The sequence below is a fragment of the Enterobacter sp. WI-ESBL-E8 genome (assembly GCF_053364895.1).
Map to the genome: position 1 here is coordinate 4,128,574 of NZ_JBRWXJ010000001.1, position 25,695 is coordinate 4,154,268.

Genomic DNA, 25,695 nt, shown 5'->3' on the forward strand with positions numbered 1-25,695 from the left:
ACACCGACAACAACACAACAATAAGCAGATAAGGACGCAGGGACGATGAACAGGCTGTTATACCGGATTGTGTTTAACAAGGCGCGTGGCATGCTGATGGTGGTGGCGGAGATTGCCCGCGCCTGTTCCGGCGCGTCGCCCTCTTCCGGTATCGGCCACACCCATTCACGAAGGGTCAGCAGGGTAAGCGCCATCAGCTTCAGTCTGTGGCTGGCGTCAGGCGTCATACAGCCGGTGCAGGCGGCCATTATTGCCGACAAATCCGCGCCGGGTAACCAGCATCCCACGGTTATCGGCACCGCTAACGGTACACCTCAGGTTAACATCCAGACGCCGTCCGCCGGTGGCGTGTCGCGCAACACGTACAGCCAGTTCGATGTTGACCAGAAGGGTGTCATTCTCAATAACGCCCGCAAAAACACGTCAACACAGCTCGGGGGAATGGTCTCCGCTAACCCGTGGCTGGCAAAAGGTGAGGCGAAAATTATCCTCAATGAGGTAAACGGTCGCAATCCGAGTCGTCTGAATGGCTACATTGAAGTGGCGGGCCAGAAAGCACAGGTCGTCATTGCAAACCCGGCGGGGATCGGCTGTAGCGGCTGTGGATTTATCAATGCAGGGCGCATCACGCTGACGACCGGGACGCCTCAGATGCAGAACGGTAACCTGACCGGCTACCAGGTCGAACGCGGTGAGATTACCGTGGACGGTAAGGGGCTGGACGCCTCCCGCCAGGGCCACACCGACATTATTGCCCGTGCCGTCAGGGTCAATGCCGCTGTCCATGCAAACGACCTGAAGGTCACCACCGGACGTAACCGGGTGGATGCGGCACATGAACAGACCACAGTCCTTGCGGACAACGGCAGCACCAGACCGCAGCTGGCGCTGGATGTGGCTCAGGTGGGCGGGATGTATGCCGGGAAAATTCGTCTGCGCGGGACCGAGAAAGGCGTCGGCGTGCGTAACGCAGGCCATATCGGCACCGAAGCCGGGCTGGTGACCATCACCGCCGACGGACGTATTGAGAACAGCGGAGAGGTCAGCAGCCGTGATGCGCTGCATGTCAGCGCGAACGGGGATGTCATCAGCAGCGGCAGCATGCTGTCGCAAAAATCACTCAGCGTCAGTGCCTCCGGCAACATCACTAACAGCGGCTCGGTGTGGTCATCCGACAGCACCACGGTATCCGCCGCGTCTGGCGTGCATAACAGCGGCACGATGGCCGCGCGGAACCACGTTACGCTTTCAGGTTCGCGGATAACCAGTACCGGGTCCGGCACGCTGGCGGCAGGCGTGCAGTCTGATGGAAAAACCGGCACCAGTGGTGACCTGAAACTCACCGCCTCAGGAAAGCTGGACACGCACGGCCTGAATGTGGCAGGCGGTGATATCCATATGTCTGCTCAGGGACTGGATGCGTCAGCCAGCAGAATGCAGGCCACAAACATCACCCTCGATGCAAAACAGCAGAGCCTTAGTACCGCCGGGGCGCAGGTCATTGCCGGCAGGGCGCTGAAAGCCACCACCACCGGGACGCTGAATAATAACGCCGGACTGCTGGCCGCGGATAAGCTCTCGCTGACCGCAAAACGCCTTCAGAATAATGAGGGCCGGATTGTCCAGAGCGGTACGGATGCCCTGGTGCTGAACCACCAGGACGGCATTGAAAACCATAAAGGCAGCATTGCGACCAACGCCCGTGACCTGACGCTGAACACCCGCACGCTGGATAACCGCAGCGGGGAGATTATCCATGCGGGCAGCGGTGCCCTGACGGTATCCTCAGCCACCTTCCTCGGCGATAACGGTACGCTGTCCTCATCCGGTACGCTGGCGCTGAAGGGACAAAACCTTGTGCTGGACGGCAGTACCACCACGGCAGACGGTATCCGTATTGATGCGGATACCCTCTCAAACCGCGACGGGCAGCTTCTTCAGAGTGGTCACGGCACGATGGTGCTGGCGGTGCGTCAGAACACCGATAACCGGGGTGGCGTCATTGCCGCGAATGGCAGCGTTCAGTTAGGCACCCGTGGTCTGGATAACCGGAAAGGTCAGGTACTGGCCGCCGGGGCGGGAAGTCTTACGGTGAAGGCCCAGGCTCAGGCGGACAGCCGTGAAGGTCTGATGGCCGCAGCCGGGAACGTCACCGTCACCACCGGGCAGCTTCATAATGACGGGGGGCTGATAAGTTCAGAGACGGGCGGTGTGACCATTGCCAGTGACGGTGCACTGACGAATATGACCGGGCAGATTGCGGCAAAACGCGATGTGCAGGTCACGGCTGACGGACTGGATTCGCGACAGGGACTGCTGGTCGGGGATAACGTCACCCTTGCGCTGGGCAGCGCCGCGTTCAGTAACCAGAATGGTGCTATCGCCGCACAGAATAATCTCTCCGTCAGCAGCGGTGAGCTGAACAACGATGCCGGGCTTCTCCGGGCCGGTCGTGACCTGACGGTGGACACCCACGGTCAGGCGCTCACGAACCGGAACAGCGGCGAAAGCGGCGGGATATATGCGCAGTCAGCGCTGACGCTTCGCAGCGGGATGCTGGATAATGCCCGGGGCGTCCTTATTACCGGGGGCGAAACCCGCCTCACCACAGCCTCCGTGAATAACCAGGACGGCGTGCTGGCCGCCGGGGCGTTACTGAACCTCAGCGCACAGGGGACCGTGAATAATGACCGGGGGCTTATACAGTCCACCGGCCGGATGGACATTGACACGCACGCAAACTGGTTTAGTAACCGTGAAAACCTTCAGTCCGGTGGACTGGTCGCGGGTGACCGGCTGACGCTGAACGCGGGCGATGTGGACAACTCACGGGGACTGATACTGTCTGACAGCGATGTCTCCCTTCACGCCAGCGCCCTGCTCAGCCGCGAAGGTGCCCTGGTCTCTGCCGGGGACATGACGTTATCCGCCTCCGGCCTGCTGGATAACACAGCGGGTCTGCTTCAGGCGGCCCGCAGCATGACAGTGGATACGCACGGTTATCAGCTGATTAATAAGGACACCCTCAGCACCGGCGGTATCCTGGCCGGGGAGGCCCTTTCTCTCGCCACGGGAGAGTTCGACAACGAAAGCGGTGCCGTGGTATCAGACCGCGCCATTCAGATAAAGTCGGGCCGGCTGAATAACCTGTCGGGCGTCATTGTTGCGCAGGATGCGCTGTCGGCACGGGTCAGCGGACCGCTCATTAATGACGCGGGACTGATACAGTCGGGGGCGGACATGCGCCTTGACACGCAGGGCAACAGTCTCAGCAACCGCCAGACGGAAGATAGCGGTGGCATTTTCTCCGCTGCAGTACTGCAGATTAACAGCGGCGCGCTGGATAACCGCGAAGGCAGTCTGGTTGCCGCAGGGGCTGCCCTCCTCACGACGGGGGCGGTGGATAATCAGGACGGTCTGATGGCCGCCGGGCAGACGCTGGTTCTGCTGGCACAGGGCGCAATAAACAGCGATCGCGGTCTGATACAGTCCGGCAGCGATATGCACATCAATACCCACGGCAACACACTCAGTAACCGCGACACGCAAACGACAGGCGGGGGCATAATCAGTTTCGGGACGCTCGATGTCACATCCGGAACACTGAATAACCAGAACGGCCTGCTGGCGGGGGCCGGGAACACCACGCTTCAGGCCACCACCGTCGACAACCGCAGCGGCGTCCTGGCATCGGAAAATGCCCTCTCCCTGAGCGGGCAGTCCGTTGACAATCGCGGGGGAACGCTGAGCGCCGCACGGGAAATGGCACTGACGCTGGCGGATACGCTGGACAACCGGGAAGGCGTGGTCAGTTCGGGTGAAAACCTGACGATTGCCGCCACGCGCCTGGATAACGTACAGGGCGTGCTGGTCACCGGCGGTGATGCCGCTCTGGACATCAGCCAGACCGGTAACCGCCAGGGGCAGATTGCTGCACAGGGCAACATGACGCTAACCGGCCAGCGGCTGGACAACGATAACGGCGGGCTGGTACAGAGCGGCGCGGACATGACGCTGACCGTCGGGGACATCAGTAACCGCAACAGCGGCGACACCGGCGGGATAACCAGCCAGGGCAATATGCATATCACCTCCGCCACGCTGCTTAATGATCGTGGTCTGCTGCTCGCCGGGAAACAGGCCGTACTGGATACCGGGCGTTTCAGTAATATCAGCGGGACCCTGGTGGCGCTGGAGCAGCTCAGACTCAGCACCGGCAGTGATACCGATAACCGGGACGGGCTGATTCAGGGCAGTGGCGTCATACTGGATACCCGTGACCATCTTCTCGATAACCGGGGCGGCACGATTTACAGCCTGGCATCCATGCAGCTTGCCACGGCGGGGCTGGACAACCGGAACGGCACCCTCGGGGCAAAAGGTGATTTCACACTCAGGGCCGGGTGGCTGGATAACAGCAACGGCGGGCGTGTGGTGGGCGAACATGCCACCGCGTTAACCGTGAACCGCCTCGTTAACCGCAACGGTCAGATTCAGAGCGTCGGCAGCCTGCTGGTCAGTGCCGCACAGGGCGTGATTGATAACACGCTGGGACTTATCCGCAGCGGGGCCACGGTCACCCTTAACGCCGCATCATTGATTAACCGCGACACGCAGGCCGCAGATAAAGGGATTGAGGGGCTGAACGTCGTTGCCGGCACTCAGACGCTTGATAACACAAACGGCACGCTCCTGGCAGGTCAGAGTCTTGGCATCACGAACGCAGGGACGCTCACCAACATCCGGGGCGAGCTTGCCGCAGGCGGTACGCTGTCACTGGAGGGCTCCGCCCTTAATCTGGTCAATACCGCCGGCGTGGTGAAGGCCGGGGAGCGTGTCACCATTCAGGCTGACCGCATCGGCGGGGACGGTCAGCTGCTGTCCCTCGGGGATATGGTGCTGAACAGCCGCCAGGATATGGTCAATACCGGGGAGATGATTGCTAACGGTAATCTGACGCTCACCACGCCCGGTCGGGTCACCAACAGCGGGAAACTGCTGGCCGGAGCGAAACTCGACCTCACGTCCGGCAACCTGTACAACGCCGGCACCGGCGAGATTGCCGCAGGCCATACCTGGCTGACGGTGGCAGACACGCTGACGAACTACGGTCTGATTGACGGCAACCGGACGCTGCTGAAGGCCGGAACGCTGACAAACACGGGCACCGGGCGTATCTACGGGGATTATGTCGGCATTCAGGCGGGCGCGCTCAATAACCTGGCCGAAAACGGGACCGCCGCCACTATTGCCGGGCGCGAGCGTGTGGATATCGGTGCGGGTACGGTCAATAACCGCGATCACGCGCTGATTTACAGCGGCGGTGATATGGTCCTCGGCGGGCAGCTTGATGCCGGCGGGATGGCAACAGGCCAGGCTGACGTACTCAGTAACCACAGTTCGACCATTGAGTCTGCCGGAAATATGGCACTCTCCGTCGGGCAGCTCAACAATATTAACGACCGTTTCACCACTGAAGTGGTTCAGGTCTCCACGGAACATATCCACGAATACCAGCATAACGGCTCCCCGAACCGCTGGGATGCGAATGCGGACGGCGTGTTTGTGGACAATAACTCAGCTGACAGCCTGCTGAACCTGAACACGCCGGAAGATACGGGCCACAATAACGATAATTTTTACGAGTATGACTACACCCGGACCATCGAAGAAGAGGTGATTCAGGAAAGCGATCCGGGGAAAATCCTTTCCGGCGGGCACCTGTCCATTAACGCCGGTCACGTGCTGAATGATAAAAGCCAGATTGTGGCGGGCGGTACGCTCGGGATTGTGGCGGATACCGTGGATAACGTGATGCCGGAAGGACAGCGGTGGATAACCGACGAGGGCAGCGTCACCCACTATTCGCGTAAAAGTAACAAAGGCGGGGACTCACAGCGCACCCAGGTGTCTGACTATGTCCCGCCGACGGTGATACAGAGTATCACGCTGAGGCCCGGACGGCTGGAGGGCAACAGCAGCGTTAACGGCAGCGGGCTTCAGCTCGCCGCAGCAGGACAGCATGCCGCGGATACCACCATCAGAGGAAACGGTGGTATTTCTGCCGGTGTGGACAGCAGTACGCTGACGCCGGGGATGCAGAGCGTGAGCGCGGGCAGTCGCCCTGACCTGTCGGGAGGGATGCCGGGTCTCGTTGCCGGTGCTCCTGCGCTGTCCGGGCGGGATATCCCGGCACGTCAGCCCGTGGTGCTGACCCCCGGCCAGCAGTTTGAAATTCCGGTGAACAGCGGTGTGAGCGGTGATTCAGGGCCGTCACTTGTGGTGCGCGTCACCGGGCCGGACACGCGTCTGCCGGATAACAGTCTGTTCAGAACGCATCCGGAGCCGGGCGCAGCGTATCTGGTGGAAACCGATCCGCGCTTCACGAATAACAAACAGTGGCTCGGCAGCGACTATATGCAGAATGCGTTCGCCATGAACCATGACAATATGCATAAACGTCTGGGGGACGGTTACTACGAGCAGCGCCTGGTTCGCGAGCAGATCGTTGCCCTGACCGGTGGCCGCTATCTGGGGGACCACCGCAGCGATGAGGCGCAGTTTAAGGCACTGATGGATGCGGGGATAAGCTTTGGTAAACAGCATAACCTCATTCCCGGCGTGGCATTAACCGCAGAGCAGATGAGCCTGCTGACCGGGGATATGGTGTGGCTGGTGAACACGCAGGTACAGCTTGCGGACGGGAGCTGGCAGACCGTGATGGTGCCGCAGGTGTATGTCCGCGTGAAGCCGGGGGATATTGACGGCTCCGGCGCCCTGCTGGGCGGTCAGAATGTGGTGATGCAGCTTAAGGGTGACCTGCTGAACAGCGGGACGCTCAGCGGACGCGAGGCGGTGCAGCTCAGCGCAGAGAACATCACCAATAAAGCGGGCACCATCCAGGGGGCGGATGTCAGCCTTCAGGCCAGAACCGATATCAACAATATCGGCGGGATTATCAGCGGAAATAACACCGTTCTTGCCAGCGCCGGACGCGACATCAACGTGGTGACCACCACCCGCAGCGCGCAGAGTACCGCCGGAAATAACCGTTTTGAGCGCACCACCCTCGCACGAACGGGCGGCATTTACGTTCAGGGAGAGGACGGTAAACTCTCGCTGTCCGCCGGGCGGGATATCAGTCTCTCCGGGGCGCAGGTGGTCAACAGCGGCAAGAACAGCCAGACGGTGCTGAATGCAGGACGTGACCTGAACCTGAAGACCATCACCACCTCAGCCAGCGACAGTATCACCTGGGATAAAAATAACTGGCTGAAACAGTCTGCCACGCAGCATACCGGCAGTGAAATCAGCGGTGCAGGATCTGTTGTGATGGTCGCAGGCCGGGATGTGAACGCGCAGGCCGCCACGGTCTCTGCCGGTGGCAGTCTGGGGATTGGTGCAGGCCGGGATATCAGCATCACCGCCGCGACAGACAGCAGCGAATTTGAATCAAAACACAAATATACCGGCAGCAGCGGCGCTTTCTCGAAGAAAACCACCACCACCCATGATGTGGTGAACCGTGAAACCGCACAGGGTTCCCTGTTCAGCGGGGACAGCGTGAACATGCGGGCCGGAAATAACCTTCTGGTACAGGGCAGCGGCATTGTCGGTGATAATGATGTGCGCCTGAAAGCCGGAAATAATCTGACCATCACCACCGCAGAAGAACGCAGTTCAGAAAGCCACCAGAAGCAGGAGAAGAAATCGGGACTCTCCGGCACCGGTGGTATCGGTATGACATACGGCTCGCAGGCGCTTAAAGTCACCGATACGGCGCAGAATGTGACGCATCAGGGCAGTACCGTTGGCTCAGTTAATGGCAATGTCACCCTGGCCGCAGGGAATGACCTTGCCATCCATGGTTCAGATATCATTGCCGGTAACGACATGACGCTTGCCGGGAAGAACGTCAGCGTCACGTCAGCCACAGAGAACAGTAAACAGACCCACGAGGTGGAGCAGAAGAGTTCCGGCTTCACCCTCGCCCTTTCGGGAGCCGCAGGCAGTGCGCTTAACGGCGCGGTGCAGTCAGCAAACCAGGCGAAAGAAAGTGACAATGACCGCCTTGCCGCCCTTCAGGGCGTGAAGGCCGCATTATCCGGCGTCCAGGCATCCCAGGCGGTACGTATGGACGAAGCCAGAGGCGACAGTGCAGAGAATAACAACACCGTTGGTGTCAGCCTCTCTTACGGCAGCCAGTCGTCAAAATCCACACAAACCAGCGAACAGACCACCTCAAAAGGCAGCAGTCTCACTGCCGGTAACAACATGACGGTGATTGCCAGCGGTAGCGGGCAGAAGGGGCAGGACGGCGACATTCTGATTCAGGGCAGCCAGGTGCAGGCCGGTAATGATGTGCTGTTGTCGGCAAACCGCGACGTGAACCTGATTTCGGCTGAGAACACCTCGAAGCTTGACGGTAAAAATGAAAGCAAAGGTGGCAGTGTCGGCGTGGGGATTGGCGCAGGCTCCGGGGGCTGGGGTATCAGCGTCTCCGCCAGCGTCAATGCCGGAAAGGGCAGCGAGAAAGGCAATGGCACCACACATACCGAAACCACGGTGGATGCGGGTAACAATCTGACCATTACCAGCGGACGTGATGCAAACCTCATCGGGGCACAGGTCAGCGGGGAGAGCGTGACCGCTGATATTGGCCGGGACCTGACCCTCCGCAGCGAGCAGGACAGCGACAGCTACCACAGCAAACAGCAAAACGTCAGTGCCAGTGGTACGTTCAACATTGGCTCCATGTCCGGTTCAGCCAGCGTGAATGCCAGCCGCGATAAAATGGACAGCAACTATCAGTCGGTCAATGAACAAAGCGGTATCACCGCAGGCAGTGGTGGCTTTGATATTAAGGTCGGCGGACACACTCAGCTTGATGGCGCGGTGATTGCGTCATCTGCCAGCGAAGATAAAAACCGTCTGGATACGGGGACGCTTGGCTGGAGCGATATTCACAACGAGGCAGAATATAAGACTGAACACCAGAGTGTCGGGATGAGCAGCGGCGGCAGTATCGGTGGTCAGTTTGCCGGGAATATGGCGAACAGCCTGCTGACGGGTGTCAACAGCAGCGGCAGTGCCGAAGGGACAACGTCATCGGCCATCAGCGGCGGAAATATTATCATCCGCGATAAGGACAGCCAGCAGCAGAATGTGGATGATCTGTCCCGCGACACGGCGAACGCCAATGGCAGTATTGGTCAGATATTTGATAAAGAGAAAGAGCAGCAGAAGATTGACCAGGCGCAGCTCATCGGTGAAATCAGTAACCAGGCCACGGATATTGCCCGCACGGAAGGCGATATAGCCGCCACGAAAGCGGCACAGGAGAAGATGAAAAATGTTACCGGTGCCGACAGAGCAGCAGCCCTTACAGCCCTGGAAAAACAGGGTAAGACAGAGATTACGGAAACGGATATCCAGAATCAGATATACCAGACGGCGTATAACGAGGCGATGAACGCCTCCGGTCTGGGGACCGGCGGCAAATACCAGCAGATGATACAGGCCGCATCAGCGGCAGCGCAGGGGCTTGCCGGTGGTGATATGAATGCGGCCATTGCGGGAGCGGCTGCGCCATATGTGGCAGAAGCTATCGGTCACCATTCCGGTCTGGGTGACGATGACAAAGCCGCTAAAATAGCGGCCCATGCCGTGGCGAATGCGGTACTGGCAAGTATGCAGGGGCAGAATGCCCTGGCGGGTGCAGCAGGCGCTGCGACCGGTGAAGTGATGGGGATGATAGCGCAGGAAATGTACGGCAAACCCGTCAGTGAACTGAGCGAAACCGAGAAACAGACCATCAGCGCGCTGGCGACCATTGCCTCCGGTATTGCGGGTGGAATTGCGGGTGACAGTACCTCGTCGGCCCTTGCCGGTGCACAGTCAGGTAAAACGACCGTTGAAAACAATAACTTTAATCCCGGAAGTTTTGGTAAGGGAATGGCTGATTACGTAAACGCAGTATCATCATGGAATCAGCATGCTGAGGACAAGGGGCTGACGCTGGAACAAAAGCAAGCCGGGCTAGATAACATTGCCAGGGGTGATTTGCCGGAAGGCGCGAATATAACCAAAGTAATTGTTGAAGGTTATCAGGATGGCGTGATGATTGCCGGGGCGTGGTATCTCGGCCCTGCGGCCTCAGTTGGTAAAGTGATCGCTGGCGGAGCGATTGCAGAGATTGTTAACGGTACTTATCAATGGTTAGATATTAACAGCGCAGAAAACCTGAGTTTACCTGAAAGTCAGCGTAAAACATGGGATTACAGGAGTAGTACAAGTGCCGGAATTTCCGGAATGCTTTCACCGGGAAGAGGCGTCTGGCAAAACGTCGGTATAGCTGCCGGAGGTGCATTCTTTACTGATGGGCCAGATGCTGGTTCTATGGGTAGTGCCGCCGCAGGAGCCTGGCTTGGCGGGAAGTTTGCAGAGCATGCTCCGGGATTTGTAAACTCAGTTACCGGGAAGGAGCTTCCTGGATTTATTTATGAAATCGGCGGAGCATATATTTCTGAGCAAATTGGTGATATTGGTAAAGAAATCGTGAAAGATAAAGAAGGTGATAAATGATGAGAATCGCCTTCAAGTACATACTAATGTTCCTGTATTACTCAAGTGCATTTTTTGCATTAAGTTTAATTATTCGCATTGTCATGGGATTAATCCATTCAAACAATCTATTTTTAACTCTTAACGGCATTACCAGCGGCTTCATAAAAAGTTTAATCGCAGGTGCAGCCATCACTATAGCAGCTATTATTTTTAACCTGACAGATAAGTATCGAACTCGTAAGCCACCGTCTGAGTAAAATCGCCATGATAAAGGAAAGGGAATAGATATGAAAAACACATATATCGCAATGCTACTGACTACAACAATGACTGGCGTAAGCAGCATGGCATTTGCTGATAACCATACGATTTCTGTTGGTTATGCGCAAAGCAAAATACAGGATTTCAAGGATATTCGCGGTGTAAACCTGCAATACCGCTATGAGTTTAACAATCCACTCAGTGTTCTCGCATCCTTTACATATATGAAAGGTGATGATGAACAAAATTATTTGCTCTCAGGGGACTCTGTCAATAATCATATTGATGCAAAGTATTATTCTCTCCTTGCTGGTCCAGCATACCGTATTAATGATTACGTGTCGTTGTATGCCCTGGGAGGTGTTGCACATATCAAAGCGACCGGGAATACCCGCTGGATAAATGTCACAGATAACTTCGTAAATCACGAAGGGATATCGGAAAAAACCACCTCTTTCGCCTACGGATTTGGTGTAACATTCAACCCCATTGATTATTTATCAGTCAATGTTGGTTACGAAGGGACTCATGCTAATCTTGACGGTAATCGTTCTGTTAACGGTTTTAACGTTGGTATGGGTTACCGGTTCTGATCATCCTTTCAGACTTATGGTTTAAATATAACCATAGAGGAAATATGTTTCCCCGTTTTAGAACACCATCTGGTCCGCTCAGCGGATCAGATGGTGAAGGGAATTAGATAAACTAGCCTCAAACATATATTTCAAAGGGATTAAAATATAAAATATGCAAATAATAACATTAACTGATTTTATCAGAAAGCAAACGGGAGAGTTTACAGCAAGACAAATTCATGATCGCTATAAAAAAATAAAACCTTCTATTCGGACTGATTCAGTTCTTTGCCAGCTAAACAGACTTGTCAGAAAGAATGAGCTAAAAAAAATCAAGATAGACGGACGCAGTTACCTTTTTATATCGCAGAATCAAACAGTATTAACCACAGAACGCCTTCAGGAAATATCTGTGGATGGCTCGTCAGATCAAGGGGAAGCTAAAAGAATGGCCCGAATTTTACTGGCGCTGCATGAAGACGAAATGAATGAAGTCATTAAAAGAATCGAGAGTAACTGAACAGCTTACAGTATGCTAACCAGACACGGATATTTACGCCCCGATGGACGGAGCATAACTTAATGCGGTAAAAAAATAAATCACCGCTATCCTGATGTAGAACCAGCCCCAGCATGTAATATGTTCATGATAAATCCATTCCTGATGGATAATTCATCCATTGACCCCGTATCAGTAATACAGCCATTTTCCATTACCACGATCCGGTCTGAATAGGAAAAGGTACTGAGACGGTGGCTAATGCTGATTATCGTGGCCTCAGGGAAACTGCTGATTATGGCGTTAATAACCTGCGTTTCAGAAATCAAATCCAGCGACGAAGTAATTTCATCCAGTAGAATAACGGCAGGATTGCGCAAAAAGAGTCGGGCAAGGGAAAGACGCTGTCGTTGTCCGCCAGAGATATTAGCACCTTCATTTGTCAGATCCAGCTCAAGCAACTTTTCTCCCCGAAGGTTGCCTATCTGAAGCCCGGATTTTTCCAGAGCACTGATCATCTCCGCACGTGTTGCTTGCGGGTTCGCAATCTGAAGATTGTAGGCAATACTGTCCATAAAGACATATTCCTCCTGGGAGACGTAAGCAACATTTTCGTAGAATTCCTGTTCAGGAAGCGCACTGATATCGCATTCCCCGACAGTATATTTTCCTGTTGTGGGCTGAAGTTGCCTGGCAAGAATTTTCAGCAATGTGGATTTACCGGCACCACTACTGCCGGTAATGGTAACGAATTCCCCGGACCTGAAACGAACAGTAATGTCGCGTAGTGTGTCTGATGTGGCATCGGGATATCGTAAGCTGACCTGACTCAGTTCGGTTGTACCATTTTGGGGTTTACAGGTTTTTTTATTATTGTTCTCAGGATGTGGTAACAGTTCGCCGGAGAATACAGTAAAGGCCCAGGCTGCCTGTCTGAAATTAATGAAAGATTGCCCGAGGTTTTCCAGGGGGGCAGACAGTATGAGAATATAGGCTGATACGAGAATAAAATGTTCTGTCGATACTCGCCCGTCAATAGCACCATTCAGCGTGTAGAAAAATGCAGAACCAAAGAAAATTATCTGCAACAACCCTGAAATAAACTGAGACTGAAAACTGATTTTCCAGAAAGTATTCTGAGTACTGGCATCATCGGTAAGCTGGGTTCTGAAGCGTTTCATGAAAATATCAAACCCATTAAAAACCCGGACGACAGGGATATTTCTGACACTGTCTGAAAGTAATGAGTAAGTTTTTCTGGAACTGTCCATCAATGCCTGTCTTGCCATAACTATTTTATTAGTATAAATATAATTACAGAAAATAAACGATACGGCGAAAAGCAGGAACATCCCTGCGACCGGATAATCCCCTGATGATAGTATAGTCCAGACAGCGATAAAGAGCTGAACTAATGGCGGGAGCAGACCAAACGTAAGTTCCCGTATAATAATATAAATATCGTTTGTAGCCTGACTGAGTTGCTGGCTGATCCCTCCGGCATTATCTTTTTGCGAATGACCGTTATAAAGTTTTCGCAGGTAAAACTCCGATATTATTGCGATACATTCAACCCGCAACGCGGCCTGAAGGTAAGTTCCCCAGAATGCCATAATCTTTTGTGCTGAAATGGCAAAAACATAGATCCCCCCCAGTATAAAAAGAATACCCGAAACATCCACCTCCCCCCCCATCAGGTATCCGGTCATTCGGGATATCAGAAGAGGTGAGATGATTATCAGAACAGATGACAATACCGACAAAAGAATAATAAACAATAACTTTCCGGAAAGTAAAGTGCCAGTTACACGAAACATATTGTTAAACATTTTCAGGGTATTCATCATTTACCTCTGCATCAGCAATATTCAGACCGGTTGCCTCCATAAATTTCATTAATTTTATAATAGACAGAATAACCGGAAGGCTGGAATCAAGTTCAACATGCGTATTATATTTTATTTTTTTAATAACAGACTCAAAATCAGGATTTAGCTTTTCCCTCTGCCGGGAGACAAAGAGAATAAGTTCACTCTCATACTGCCGTAATATGTTACAAATTAACTGCGATGAAGAACGCTTCGTTTTTTTTATGAAAATATCATCACGGAACTGCTCAAGAGCATCCCTGCGGATATGTGCCCGATCATGATCGGAACTAATGTTATCTTCATAATTTACGGACAAACGGCTGCGTATAACATTCAGGCTCAGAAGTGGTGAAAAGTTCAGCGTTCCGGAGCGGCATGCCATACTTTCGCTGACTCTGACGATTTCATGGATGTAATCATACCATGCTGTCCCGGGCGGAAACGTCCTGAGAAGAGGATGCTGAATTTCCTGTCGTTCAGTGGATTTCACGGGCTTCAGCGCCGACATGATGACAGAAAAGACAGACCTTGATTTCAGTTGACCTATACTGTGCGCCATCTTGCAAGCATATCTTAAATGTCCCTTCCCTGCAAGGTCACGTACTATCCTGACAGACGGCGACTGAATAAAAACGCTGTCGCCACCATGACCATCCAGACAGTACCAGTCACTCAAATCAATAAGTGTTCCGTCACTGCTGTCATGCCAGACTGTCTGTATGACCTGACAATCAGAAGGATGATTTACCTTTGTATCATGATGTCGTTTGTTCTCTGTAGCCGGGAGCAGTTCTGTCATTTTAACGCCATACGTCCGACAAAGCCTCAGTGCATCAACCCGTTCCGTATCCGTCTCAAAACTGAATGGCAGACAATGAAGCACATCAAATTCTCGTCCTGACCTGAGTAAAGTGAAAAAAACAAGGGATGAGTCCAGTCCGCCAGAAAGGTAAAGCGCCAGAGGAGCTTCTGAAGGAAGCTTATCCATTATTGTAGCCAGAACCTCCAGAGTACCTTTCTTCAAAGGAGTTAAGGACACAAAAGGTTCTGTATTAATATTCTGATGATCGATATGTGTCAGGCATCCTGAGTAAGCCTTTAAAATATTATCAAAAGGAGATATGAATGCGGAATTAAAGCTGTCCGCTAAAAAATGGTTGACAAACCGGGAGCTAATGGATTTCTTTCCACAGATACTGAATATATCTTCCAGGTGCGTTCCGGCAATCCACCCTTCTGTCATTCTGGTATAATAAATATCACAATATCGATAGAGACTTTTTATCAAACGCAGCTCGTTCTTATCAATGATAATCAGACAATAATATCCGTCGGCTGTTCTGAGCTTATCTTCAAAAATGTCAGGCGCAACATCAAAAAAAGAGAGTTGTTCTCCTTCCCCAGACAATGCCCAGCCACTATAGATATATAATTTGTTATTATGATTACGGTGACACCATGTCTTGTCCAGGAATACATGATAATATTTATCTTTGATTTCTTCAGACCATTTTAATGGTGTCATATTTCCGGAAAGAGCAGCAGGAATAATCAGCATTTCAGTACTCCAGAATCACACTTGTTTTTTCCCTCAGACCAGGATCATCACTGATTATCGTCTTATCAACTTCCACCCAGGCATGGCTGAAAAAGGGGCGAGTTCGCACCCCGATGACAACTTTTGCGTCTATTTTTCTGGTACGGAGACGGCGTCTAAGAGTACAGGAATATATAAGGCAGGGGTTTTCGTGCGAAATAAAATCAAAAACGCTATTGAGTGAGGCTATTTCCTGTTTTATTTCTGTCATAACTTGTGACGTGATACTCGTCCTGCTTCCGGAAATCCCTGCATTCGGGAATTCATGTCTGACTGCCATCATTCCACTCCGACGGAGCTTACGCTTACAGATGAGCAACGTCATAAATGCAGACATGCGTGAAAAAATGTTACCGTACTGCGAATCAGCAGAGGGCTTCATCCAGCGGATTTCAAGGAATGCTTCTGGTGTTTCCTGACTGACTGGCTTTAAATACTGACAACGTTTATCTGAAATCAAAAAATCTTCAATGACAGGATCTATCTCATGATGCAAAAGAAAACTGTCAGCAGCATTTTCAAGAACAGTATATTCATCCAGAAGAAGATCCAGAATGATTATATCATTACAGAAACGGGCTATTTTCAGTGTATCAGGAACAATAAGCATTGTATCACTCCCTTGAACCAGAGGGTGACGGCGGGAGGCTCCCGCCGTACTTACATTATTGCTTAGCTATAGAAGAGGATGGGACCACCAGGAGGACCAAAATACTCAGGGATACGGTCAACTGAGTGTCCCCGTGTGATTTTACTGGCTTTTGTCGGAATACGGTTTACAGATACCGTATTGTCTTTCTTCGTTAAATGTACGACAGGTAAAACGTTAGCTTTCATATCCATCTCCTCGAATTACATTAATTCAGAATGGAACGTACCGTTCAGGTACGTATTCATGTATATAAATAAACGGATACATTTCAAGTTGTAAACACAGGTAAATTGTAATTAAATGTAAATGATAATCATTCATACTCCATCTTAATGCTATGATTTGTAACGATTATCTCACAGTCTATTCCTGGATGAAGAGGGGCAGATGCGAGATACTTCTCAACATTACGGGTGAACGAATATTACCGATGACAGCCTGAGAACATTTCTCCTGGTCGCTGAGTATTACGCAATAATCCCTCCCCTCTCCTTATGGTTATTCCGTATCTGCCACTCAGACACCGCAACTATACGTTCTGCCATATAGCATGATGGTATGCTCACACCGACACGGAATATTTTATAAAAGAGATTATTACATTTAATATCAAGATGTTACGCCATGAACTTATAACATCAATATATGATATATCATTAATCAAGGTGACATTCGAGGAGATACTATCTCCAGATATCGGATTTAATTTTTTGTATCGTACAATACAGTACGTACAATACATACATTTTTATGAACCTGTATTTATATTGCAATCAACGTAATCTGGTTTATTATTGCCTTTGATTTAACAACTAACATCAGGGATGAAGGTATCTGTATTAAGAGCAGATGATTTAAATTCAATAAGTTAACCATTACCGATTTCTTGTTAACACCAGGATTGCTCCACCGGAAAAATGTCTCCCGGTCGATATAGCTGAAAGTTCTCAATATAACATTCAGCTATATGCTTATGCCATAGTTACATATATGCATTCTGGTTAAGGAAATCAATTATGTTCAGCCATTCCTCCGTATTATCTGCCAGAAATAAATCAGACTGGCTCACAATCCCCGAAGCGGTATGTGCCCTTAATGAATTTACGGGACTAAAAATTATGGATTACGATATTTATCGACATGCATTACAGGGCCGGATCACACTGTCAGTTAATTTCCAGTCAACCATTTTTTTAAGGAAAATCAAATTACTGGAAAATAAAATCAAATGTATTTCAACCGGAAATTCACTGGTTAACAGGCTTTGCATGCTGAATTCCGGCTGTTTCCTGGCTGGCAGGAACCTGATCATAAGCACGGAAGGCCGGTATATTCCGTCCTCCAGACAGCTCCTTGATACACCACTTATGGGGTATGAATATGTTCTGCTCCAGTGTTTACTGGCCCGTACCATGCAACTTCAGTGCCCCCTGCGTGGCGGGAACAATATTAATTATGGAATTACCGTCACCTCTTCTGGTGAGGTCTTTCAGCTATTTGAGTGCGTGAGCTGGCGTGATCGGATCAACAGTCAGTTACTCAAACTGCCCCGTAATATGCGTTCTGCTGTGAAAAATCAGCTTTCAGAAATCCGCATCCGGGAACACCGCAAGGGCTGGTTCCCGCTTCACCATTTCCCGCAGGATGCATGGATTGTTTTACGCTACTCAGAGCTTGAAAGGTTTGCCCGCGACTGCACCGGGAATACTAAACCGCCACCTACAGCTTCCCGTATGTCAACGGCAATGGCCCGTCTGTTCTGGCTCGCCTGCCGTAATAATGATGCCATCAGCCCACTGATAGGTAAGCCGTACAAGTTACAGGCTATTTTTGAACAATGGGCAAGAAACGAGGGGATAACGGATAAACTGAGTGGCGACACTATCAGGAATGCCCTTGAGCGTGGTTCTCCACCACCGGTTAAAACAAGGGAGAATTAACTCACATGGAAATCCGTATTAAGGGTCTCGCTATCCTTAATACGGATTTACGTGCTTTCCTCCTCCCTCTCTTCTGTGTTTCTGTGTCATCTCCGGGTATCCCCCTATTTACCGCAGGAGAAGATCATGCCATACCAGCTATTACGTCTGAAACAGGTGCAGGAAAAAACCGGTCTGAAACGGACACAAATCTATCTGTATATGAAAACAGATGATTTTCCGCATTCAATAAAAATTGGACCCGCAAGCGTAGCCTGGCTTGAATCGGAGATTGACGACTGGATCAGCCAGAAATTAAGCAACCGCAGGCAGCATTCAGAGTAAATCACGTCACATCACTCTTCGTCGAAATAAATCCCGTAAGGTCCCTTAACGGTTTATTTCATTCTGAGACGTACCGTCAAAATAACTGTGTATCAGGAGTGGATATGATGATCCCGTCGCTGAATTATGTGGTATTAACACACGCATTACATGCGCTGAAAAACGGAGATATTCATTACTGTGAATCGCTCGGATTCACAAATGAGGAAATCAGACACCTCAGCAGGCTGACCCTTGATGAACTGTTTTTTATCACCAGGGCGTCAGTCCCCCTGCTGGATATCACTGTACGTCATGAACATTTACATCAGTGCCTGCTGCTGTCCCGCCAGGAAATACGTCGTCAGCAACAGATTGACCGGGCTATCCGACTCGGCGGCTCTATTGCCCTGTTAAATGCATATTTCGGACTGACCTCAAATGACACCTGTCTTCGCCGTCGGCTGAACAATATCACCGTTCCTCACGGACGTTCTCCACTGCCGGATGAAGCTACCGATGCCCGGATCTGGCATCTCTGGCACAAATACCACCCCGGCAGTACCGATACGCCGGAAGCCATTGACATCATGATGCAAATCACCGAATCCGTCTCATTCGGTAAAACAGATCCGGTGTCCCTGACGACCGTCTGGAACCGCATCATGCTCTGCGAGCAGGAAAAGCAGAACAGGAGGACAGCACATGCCGGATGAGATCGACCGCGACCAGGCATTCAATGAACAGCACCTGGAAGACATGATTGAACAGAGCCGTTTCCGGCCAGCATCAGCACCATCGTTACATTTCTGTCGTTTTTGTGGTTCCCCGATCCCGGATAAGCGTCGCAGGACCTTACCTGGTGTCACCACCTGCACCCGTTGCCAGTCCATTCTGGAACGTCGCCGGCGCAAATAACATGGAATAACTGATATCAGGGCGGAGTATTTTACTCCGCCTTTTTAATTTTTTGACTGAAATTTCTTGTTCCTTATATATCTCCCGCAGTTTTCTTATTTCCGTATAAATCCCCCATGTAATTTTCTTTTATTTCCCATTTTGATTTTTCTGTTTCGTCACGAGGTCAGATAACGCACGCTGAATATACCGTCACTCACGGTTATTTCTTTCGGGTGTTAACGCGCACTGACGGGATATTGCTCTTTAACAATCCGGGCCGGGCTGTCACATAACCATAATTCAGGGTGCCGCTGAATGTCCTCGCTGACCCGTTTAAACCGGAATGCTGGGCCGGGATGTGATGACATTATTTCTATTCCCTTTATCCCCTTCCATCCTTATTTACCCGAGGATATCCCATGAAAAAACCTGACTATATCGTGTATATAACCCAGGAATCACAACCCGACATTCAGGGTGAAACCAGTACATTCTGGACAAAAGTCGGTGTGGCCTTCGCCCATAATAACAAACCGGGGCTGAATATTATTCTGACTCCCGGTCTTGCTGTTTCCGGAAAACTGATTCTGCTGGAACCCAGAGACGAAAACAACACGCCTGCGGCATAACGCACCGTCATTCTCCCGCCGCGCACCGCGCGGCATCTCTTCCTGTTATTTCTCAGGAGGTTTTATGCTATCCACTGAAGCATTTCTGGCGCTGGCGATGCAGTGCGCTGCCAGCATTAACCCGTCCATATCACTTGATGTGGCACGTGTGGAATCCAGCCTGCATCCCTGGGCCATTGCTGAGATTATTCCACGCCATGAGCGTAAGCCAGGCCGCAGATACGTTATTTCCCATTATCCTCCGGACAAAGCCAAAGCTATTCGTCTCGCCGGACAGATCGCTGCAAAAGGCCGCCGCTATTCTGTCGGACTGATGCAAATCACCAGCACCAATTTTCACCAGTATGGCGTCACCGCCGCCGACCTGTTCTCGCCCTGTACCAGTCTGTCGGTATTTGAACGCATCCTGACGGACTGCTGGCGACGGGGCGGTTCACTGAAACGCGCACTCAGCTGTTATTACGCCGGTAACTTTGAAACCGGTCAGAAACCGGAAGCTGCCTTCTCACAGACAAGCTATATCCAGCGGATCGGTTTTACCGTCCCTGCCACACGCACGCCTGAACCCCGTTCCTCGTCCCTGACGAAGCCGCCAGCGGCCCCCGTATCGTCTCCCCGTCCCCGTGTTATCTGGCCGGGATACGTCGTGCGTGGTGTTCCGGCAGAACTCCGCCAGAAAGTGCCTGACCGGAATGGCACAGAGACCCCGAATCCCCCCGTACAGAGGACTCATGATGCAAATTAGTCGTCCTGTTAAAAGATGTCTCCGTAGTTCGGTTGCCTCTGTTCTGATGCAGACCGCTCTGGCATCACCTGCACTTGCTGACGGATTCCAGCGGGCAAATTCCGTAATGGAAAAGGTTTCTGTCGGTCTTCACGGGCTTGCGGCAATAACCATCACCGTGGCGGTGATCTGGATTGGTTACAAGACGCTCTGGAAAGGCGACAGCCTGTCGCAGTGTGGTTACATCATCATTGGCGGCATCCTGATTGGTGGCGGCAGTGAGATTGGCGCACTGCTGATGAGTTGAGGGGGGCTGTATGGCAAAACTGATGAAAGCCATGAAGCGCCCGGCATCGCTCTGGGGCGTACCGATGGTTCCCCTGCTGGGCGTCACGGGTGTCACCATTATTATCTCAGTCTGGACCTCCATCGCGTTTCTGGCACTGCTTCCCGTCGAATTTATGGTGATGAAGTCCCTGACCCGAACTGAACCTCAGCGTTTCAGCCTGATTGCGGTCTGGCTGCGGGTCAGGGGCCATCCCGTCGCAAACCGGGTATTCGGAGCCACCGCTTTAATGCCCGCAGAACATACCCCCGTTGATATCACGGAGTTTCTTGACGCCATGAAACTGAACCAGTGTGCAACCGTAAAAAAATACATTCCTTTTTCGTCCCATATTCACCAGCATATCGTCCGTTCACGTACCAGTGAACTGTTCTGCTCCTGGGAACTGACAGGGACACCGTTTGACTGCGAATCTGAAGAGAACCTGGAAGCGGGGACCAGCCAGCTTCATGGCCTGATTCGTTCGCTTGAAGGGATGCCCGTAACGTTCAGCATTCATAACGTGCGTGAGCCGTTCACGGATTCGTTGCATAAGGATTCCGGTAATCCTTATGCCGATGAAGTGAGCCATCGTTATTATGCATCACTGAAGCAAAAACCCTTTCGCCGTAACCGTCTGTTCCTGACGGTCTGCTGGCTGCCGTTCTCCCGTGCGGAGAAAACAGGACGCAGACGCCTGAAGGACGGACAGAAGCTGCGGGAGCTGGAAAGCGCAATTCAGGAAATGCTGGATATCAAAGCCGCGCTGGATACCGCCCTGTCACGCTATGATGCCCGTGCACTCGGCACCTTCAGTGAGGATAGCGGTGTGTATTCTTCCCAGCTTGCCTTCTATGAATATCTGCTGACACACCAGTGGCGAAAAGTTCGTGTAACCCGCACACCGGTTTACCATGTGCTGGGGTCGGCAGCGCTGTACTTTTCCGCCGGAGCCGGACAGATAAACCATGTGAATGACACACACTTTTTTCAGGGACTGGAGATAAAAGAGTTTTCGCAGGAAACCGCCACCGGGATGATGGACTCGCTGCTGTACGCTCCGTGTGACTATGTCATCACGCAGACATACACCTGTCTGTCCCGCGAAGAGGCCAGGAAGGCCATTCGCCGCACGCGGCGTCTGCTGATAAGCGCCGATGACGACGCGGTCTCACAGCGCCTTGACCTGGACGTGGCACTCGATTTGCTGATGTCAGGCAAAATCGCCTTTGGTCGTCACCATTTTTCAATGATGGTGTTTTCCCGCTCGCCGGAGCGGCTGGCCGCCGATACCAGTGAAATCAGCAATATCCTGAATAACACTGGCCTCACACCGGTTCCGGCAGAGCTGTCTCTTTCAGCGGCGTTCATGGCCCAGCTTCCGGGCAATCACACCCTGCGCCCCCGGCTGGGGGAACTCAGCAGCCAGAACTTTGTTGAACTGGCTGCACTGCACAATTTCTATCCCGGAAAACGCGACCATGCTCCCTGGGGGGATGCAATGGCCTTACTGCGAACTCCATCCGGTGACGGATATTACCTGAATTTGCATAACACCCTGGCAGGGGTTGATGAATTCAATGAAAAGAACCCGGCCAGCACATGCATTCTCGGCACCAATGGTTCAGGGAAAACCATGCTGATGACATTCCTGCAAATCATGCAGCAGAAGTATGGTCTCAGAGACAGTTTTGCACCGGATGCCAGAACACAGCGGTTGACCACCGTTTATCTGGACAAGGACCGGGGGGCAGAAATGCATATCAGGGCGCTGGGTGGTCGCTATTACCGGGTCAACAGCGGTGAACCCACCGGATGGAACCCGTTTTCACTGTCGCCAACAAAGCGCAATCTCAGCTTTATCCGGCAACTGATGAAAATCCTCTGTACCCGCAACGGTGCCACGCTAACACCACGCGATGAGCGACGACTGAACGATGCGGTCAGTGCCGTGATGCGCAATGAACCACAGTACCGGATTTTTGGTATCACCCGTCTGCTGGAAAACCTGCCGGAGCCAGCTACACGCGAAGCGCAGGAGAATGGCCTGAGTATTCGCCTGGCGCAATGGGCACAGGGAGGCGAATTTGGCTGGGTGTTCGATAACGAATCTGACACCTTTGATTTCAGTGACTGCGATAATTTTGGTATTGACGGCACAGAGTTTCTGGATGATGCAGCCATATGTGCCCCGATATCGTTTTACCTGCTTTACCGTGTCACCAGCCTGCTGGATGGCCGCCGCCTGGTCATCTATATGGATGAGTTCTGGAAATGGCTGCGTGACCCGGTATTTAAGGATTTCGCGTATAACCGTCTGAAAACTATTCGTAAACTCAACGGTATGCTTGTTGTCGGCACACAATCCCCGGCAGAAATCATCATGGATGATATTGCACCTGCGGTGATTGAACAGTGTGGTACGCAGATACTCGCAGCTAACCCGGGCGCAGACCGTGCTCACTACGTTGACGGCATGAAGTTTGAGCCGGAAGTCTTCGATATGGTGAAACGCCTGGACCCGCAGGCCCGCCAGTATGTGGTCGTTAAAAACCAGTTCAGGCGCGGGGATATCCGCCGTTTTGCCGCCCGTGTGACGCTCGATCTTTCGGGTATCGGAAAATACACGAAAGTGATGAGCGGCAGCACTGACAACCTTGAAATCTTCGACTCTCTTTATCAGGAGGGTATGCCACCCCATGAATGGCTGGACGCTTACCTGGAAAAAGCACTCTGACTTAATCCGTCATACACCATGAGGCCACATCATGAATACAAAGCCCCTTAACTCTCTTTTATTGTGCTGCATGCTGCTCAACAGTTCACTGGTCAGCGCCAGCGGTATTCCGGTCGTGGATGCCGTCGCCAATGCGCAGGAGATGGCGCACTGGACTGAAAAGCTGAAACAGTGGACGGAAACGGCACAGCACTACCGTTCCCAGATACAGGCATATAAAGAGCAGCTTGCCACCGCGACCGGCATTCGTGATATTGCCGGTTTCGTGGACCAGGCCAGAAACCTGAAGTCAGATCTTGAAAGACTGCGCCAGCCTGGTCAGGCGCTGAATGAGTTGTTGCGATCAGGTGGTTCATCAGGGCAGTTCGACGCACTGTATAAGAAATACAGAATATTCGATACCTGTAAGGCTGAGCAGTCGAAAACCTGGGTGGATATCTGCAAGCAGCAGGTGATTAATAAAGCCCTCCAGTTTGAACAGACCGATGAAATACAGCAGCAGGTCAGCCAGGTGCTGGGCGAAATTAACACCCTGTCAGACCGGGTGGCGTTATCCGGGGATATAAAAGAATCTCAGGACCTGGCGAATACCATCCAGCTAAAATCGGTTATGCTTAATACACTCACCACACAGTGGGAAATGAGTGTAAAAGCCGCCGAGAACCGCGAACAGATACTTGAGAATGAGCGTGTTAAACGCTGGAATCAGCAGCAGTTAAACGCTCCCACTTTAAAATTCCATGAGTAAGGAAGACCAATGAATAACCACATGATTATTACCATATTTTCTTTACTGGCGTTAATAACGGGATGTAAAGAAGAAGCTAAAACCACAAAGTGGTATCGGGAGCACCCTGATGAATTAAAAACAGTTTATGACCGGTGCCAGAAAACTGGTGACGCGTCTGAAAACTGTAAAAATGCAAACGAAGCGCATTTCCAGCTCAAGCAACTGAATGCGCCCTCTATGAAATTCAGTGAATAGCGAGGAAGTTATGGCGGATCTCGGTACATTTGAATTTACTGAAAAAAAACTGATCGGTGGTATAACTGAAGCCACCAGTGGTCTGATGATGAATTACTCTCACATGATTATGGGAATGGCTGCTGCGTCAGCCACTCTCTATATTATATGGCGTGGTTATCAGACACTGGCAGGGAAGCTGTCCTCACCAATGGAGGATGTGATGTGGGACCTGATGCGAATGGCGATTATTCTCTCATTCGTGGCTAACATTAATGGTTATCTGGATGGCATCATTGATGCGATAAACGGTTTAAAAGAAGGTTTTTCTGGCAGTGACAATATTTGGCAATTACTTGATACGCTTTGGGACAAGGCAAAATTCTTGGGGAAGACATTGCATGATATGGATGAATCCACTGTTGTAAAAGATGAGGGTATGACAGCCCAGTTTTATGTCTGGCTGGGTGTTTTCTCTTTAATGATCGTAACTGCTTTTGTTTCAATGGTTGCTGAACTGGCAATAATACTACTTGGCATTACATCGCCAATATTCATCTTCTTCTTGATGTACGGTTTTCTACGCCCAATGTTTAATAATTGGTTGCAAAATATATTTGCATCCATATTAACTGTTTTATTTTCTTCCCTGTCACTGCGTATCGTTATTAATTTTATGACATCGGTATTAACACAGGCAACAGAAAACGCTGCCGCTGTTAATATTGTACAATTAGGCGCGCAGGTTTTCCTTGCTGGTATTTGTGCTGCAATGCTTATCTGGTTTTCTGCAAAACTGGCCGGAGCACTGGCCGGTGCAGGGGCAACCGCATCCATGCAGGGACTCGCAGCCATTGGTCTCGGTGCGGCTTTTTTTGGCGCGGGCAAACTCGCATCAGGCGCAGGAAAGGACACGACCCGTACCATACAGGATAACATTCAGGGATGGAAAGCGGTGGAGACCGGAAAATCCGGCCCACCGGGAGGAGGAGCGGGATATAACGCGGCCAGAGCACGTAAATACGCCATTGAGCAAATCATCGTGCGCAACGAAGCGCGAAGGCTTGCACAGGAAAGAGCAGATGCTGTTCAGAAACATAATGCACCACCGTCCGGCCATTCCACTATCTGAAATACTCCCCCCTGTAAATC

Annotated in this window: 19 protein-coding genes; 15 read left to right on the plus strand and 4 right to left on the minus strand. The window is 51.5% G+C overall.

Features of this window, described 5'->3' with window-relative positions:
* The first annotated feature begins 45 nt into the window (after window positions 1–45).
* The 4 genes from ACWHWP_RS19585 to ACWHWP_RS19600 all read left to right on the plus strand — a co-directional run bounded on the left by ACWHWP_RS19585 (window position 46) and on the right by ACWHWP_RS19600 (window position 11,922).
* Window positions 46–10,584 (plus strand): hemagglutinin repeat-containing protein, encoded by a 10,539-nt coding sequence (locus tag ACWHWP_RS19585; protein WP_447856174.1) that lies wholly within the window; start codon window positions 46–48, stop codon window positions 10,582–10,584.
* Window positions 10,581–10,823, plus strand: coding sequence for a hypothetical protein (locus ACWHWP_RS19590; protein WP_447754458.1), 243 nt, complete (start codon window positions 10,581–10,583; stop codon window positions 10,821–10,823). The genes ACWHWP_RS19585 and ACWHWP_RS19590 overlap by 4 nt, the downstream gene beginning before the upstream one ends.
* Window positions 10,824–10,853: 30 nt before the next feature.
* Window positions 10,854–11,420 carry an Ail/Lom family outer membrane beta-barrel protein gene (locus ACWHWP_RS19595; RefSeq protein WP_447754461.1) on the plus strand — a complete coding sequence of 189 codons (567 nt, stop codon included), beginning with the start codon at window positions 10,854–10,856 and terminating at the stop codon, window positions 11,418–11,420.
* A 154-nt stretch (window positions 11,421–11,574) separates the two neighbouring features.
* Window positions 11,575–11,922 (plus strand): BlaI/MecI/CopY family transcriptional regulator, encoded by a 348-nt coding sequence (locus tag ACWHWP_RS19600; protein ID WP_447754464.1) that lies wholly within the window; start codon window positions 11,575–11,577, stop codon window positions 11,920–11,922.
* Between the two features lie 86 nt (window positions 11,923–12,008).
* On the opposite strand, the gene ACWHWP_RS19605 is transcribed toward ACWHWP_RS19600, so the two are convergent.
* The 4 genes from ACWHWP_RS19605 to ACWHWP_RS19620 all read right to left on the minus strand — a co-directional run bounded on the left by ACWHWP_RS19605 (window position 12,009) and on the right by ACWHWP_RS19620 (window position 16,206).
* The gene (locus ACWHWP_RS19605; protein ID WP_447754467.1) at window positions 12,009–13,748 is read right to left on the minus strand and encodes an ATP-binding cassette domain-containing protein; all 1,740 of its coding nucleotides are present in this window, start codon (window positions 13,746–13,748) and stop codon (window positions 12,009–12,011) included.
* Window positions 13,723–15,330, minus strand: coding sequence for an asparagine synthase-related protein (locus ACWHWP_RS19610; protein WP_447754470.1), 1,608 nt, complete (start codon window positions 15,328–15,330; stop codon window positions 13,723–13,725). Before ACWHWP_RS19610 ends, ACWHWP_RS19605 begins: the two co-directional genes overlap by 26 nt.
* A gap of 1 nt (window position 15,331) precedes the next feature.
* Window positions 15,332–15,979 (minus strand): lasso peptide biosynthesis B2 protein, encoded by a 648-nt coding sequence (locus ACWHWP_RS19615; protein WP_447754473.1) that lies wholly within the window; start codon window positions 15,977–15,979, stop codon window positions 15,332–15,334.
* A gap of 62 nt (window positions 15,980–16,041) precedes the next feature.
* The gene (locus tag ACWHWP_RS19620; protein WP_447754476.1) at window positions 16,042–16,206 is read right to left on the minus strand and encodes an acinetodin/klebsidin/J25 family lasso peptide; all 165 of its coding nucleotides are present in this window, start codon (window positions 16,204–16,206) and stop codon (window positions 16,042–16,044) included.
* A gap of 831 nt (window positions 16,207–17,037) precedes the next feature.
* Here ACWHWP_RS19620 and ACWHWP_RS19625 point away from each other — a divergent pair.
* The 11 genes from ACWHWP_RS19625 (at window position 17,038) to ACWHWP_RS19675 (ending at window position 25,675) form a co-directional block, all read left to right on the plus strand.
* A complete protein-coding gene (locus tag ACWHWP_RS19625; RefSeq protein WP_447754479.1) occupies window positions 17,038–17,961 on the plus strand; it encodes a hypothetical protein in 924 nt (307 codons plus the stop codon).
* Between the two features lie 123 nt (window positions 17,962–18,084).
* Window positions 18,085–18,285: a helix-turn-helix transcriptional regulator gene (locus tag ACWHWP_RS19630; RefSeq protein ID WP_447754752.1), complete on the plus strand. Its 201-nt coding sequence runs from the start codon at window positions 18,085–18,087 to the stop codon at window positions 18,283–18,285.
* Between the two features lie 107 nt (window positions 18,286–18,392).
* Window positions 18,393–18,980, plus strand: a complete 588-nt coding sequence (locus ACWHWP_RS19635) for a DUF2857 domain-containing protein (protein ID WP_200906172.1) — start codon at window positions 18,393–18,395, stop codon at window positions 18,978–18,980.
* A complete protein-coding gene (locus ACWHWP_RS19640) occupies window positions 18,970–19,182 on the plus strand; it encodes a TraR/DksA family transcriptional regulator (protein WP_447754482.1) in 213 nt (70 codons plus the stop codon). Before ACWHWP_RS19635 ends, ACWHWP_RS19640 begins: the two co-directional genes overlap by 11 nt.
* Before the next feature lie 401 nt (window positions 19,183–19,583).
* Window positions 19,584–19,793 (plus strand): hypothetical protein, encoded by a 210-nt coding sequence (locus tag ACWHWP_RS19645; protein ID WP_447754485.1) that lies wholly within the window; start codon window positions 19,584–19,586, stop codon window positions 19,791–19,793.
* Window positions 19,794–19,857: 64 nt separating this feature from the next.
* A complete protein-coding gene (locus tag ACWHWP_RS19650; RefSeq protein ID WP_447754488.1) occupies window positions 19,858–20,538 on the plus strand; it encodes a lytic transglycosylase domain-containing protein in 681 nt (226 codons plus the stop codon).
* Window positions 20,528–20,824 (plus strand): TrbC/VirB2 family protein, encoded by a 297-nt coding sequence (locus tag ACWHWP_RS19655; protein ID WP_447856716.1) that lies wholly within the window; start codon window positions 20,528–20,530, stop codon window positions 20,822–20,824. Before ACWHWP_RS19650 ends, ACWHWP_RS19655 begins: the two co-directional genes overlap by 11 nt.
* Window positions 20,825–20,834: 10 nt before the next feature.
* Entirely contained in the window at window positions 20,835–23,579 is a 2,745-nt protein-coding gene (locus ACWHWP_RS19660; RefSeq protein WP_447856175.1) for a VirB4 family type IV secretion/conjugal transfer ATPase, read from the plus strand.
* Between the two features lie 31 nt (window positions 23,580–23,610).
* The gene (locus ACWHWP_RS19665) at window positions 23,611–24,327 is read left to right on the plus strand and encodes a type IV secretion system protein (RefSeq protein WP_447856176.1); all 717 of its coding nucleotides are present in this window, start codon (window positions 23,611–23,613) and stop codon (window positions 24,325–24,327) included.
* Between the two features lie 9 nt (window positions 24,328–24,336).
* Window positions 24,337–24,564, plus strand: a complete 228-nt coding sequence (locus ACWHWP_RS19670) for an EexN family lipoprotein (RefSeq protein ID WP_447856177.1) — start codon at window positions 24,337–24,339, stop codon at window positions 24,562–24,564.
* Window positions 24,565–24,574: 10 nt separating this feature from the next.
* Window positions 24,575–25,675 carry a type IV secretion system protein gene (locus ACWHWP_RS19675; protein WP_447856178.1) on the plus strand — a complete coding sequence of 367 codons (1,101 nt, stop codon included), beginning with the start codon at window positions 24,575–24,577 and terminating at the stop codon, window positions 25,673–25,675.
* The last annotated feature ends 20 nt before the right edge of the window (window positions 25,676–25,695 follow it).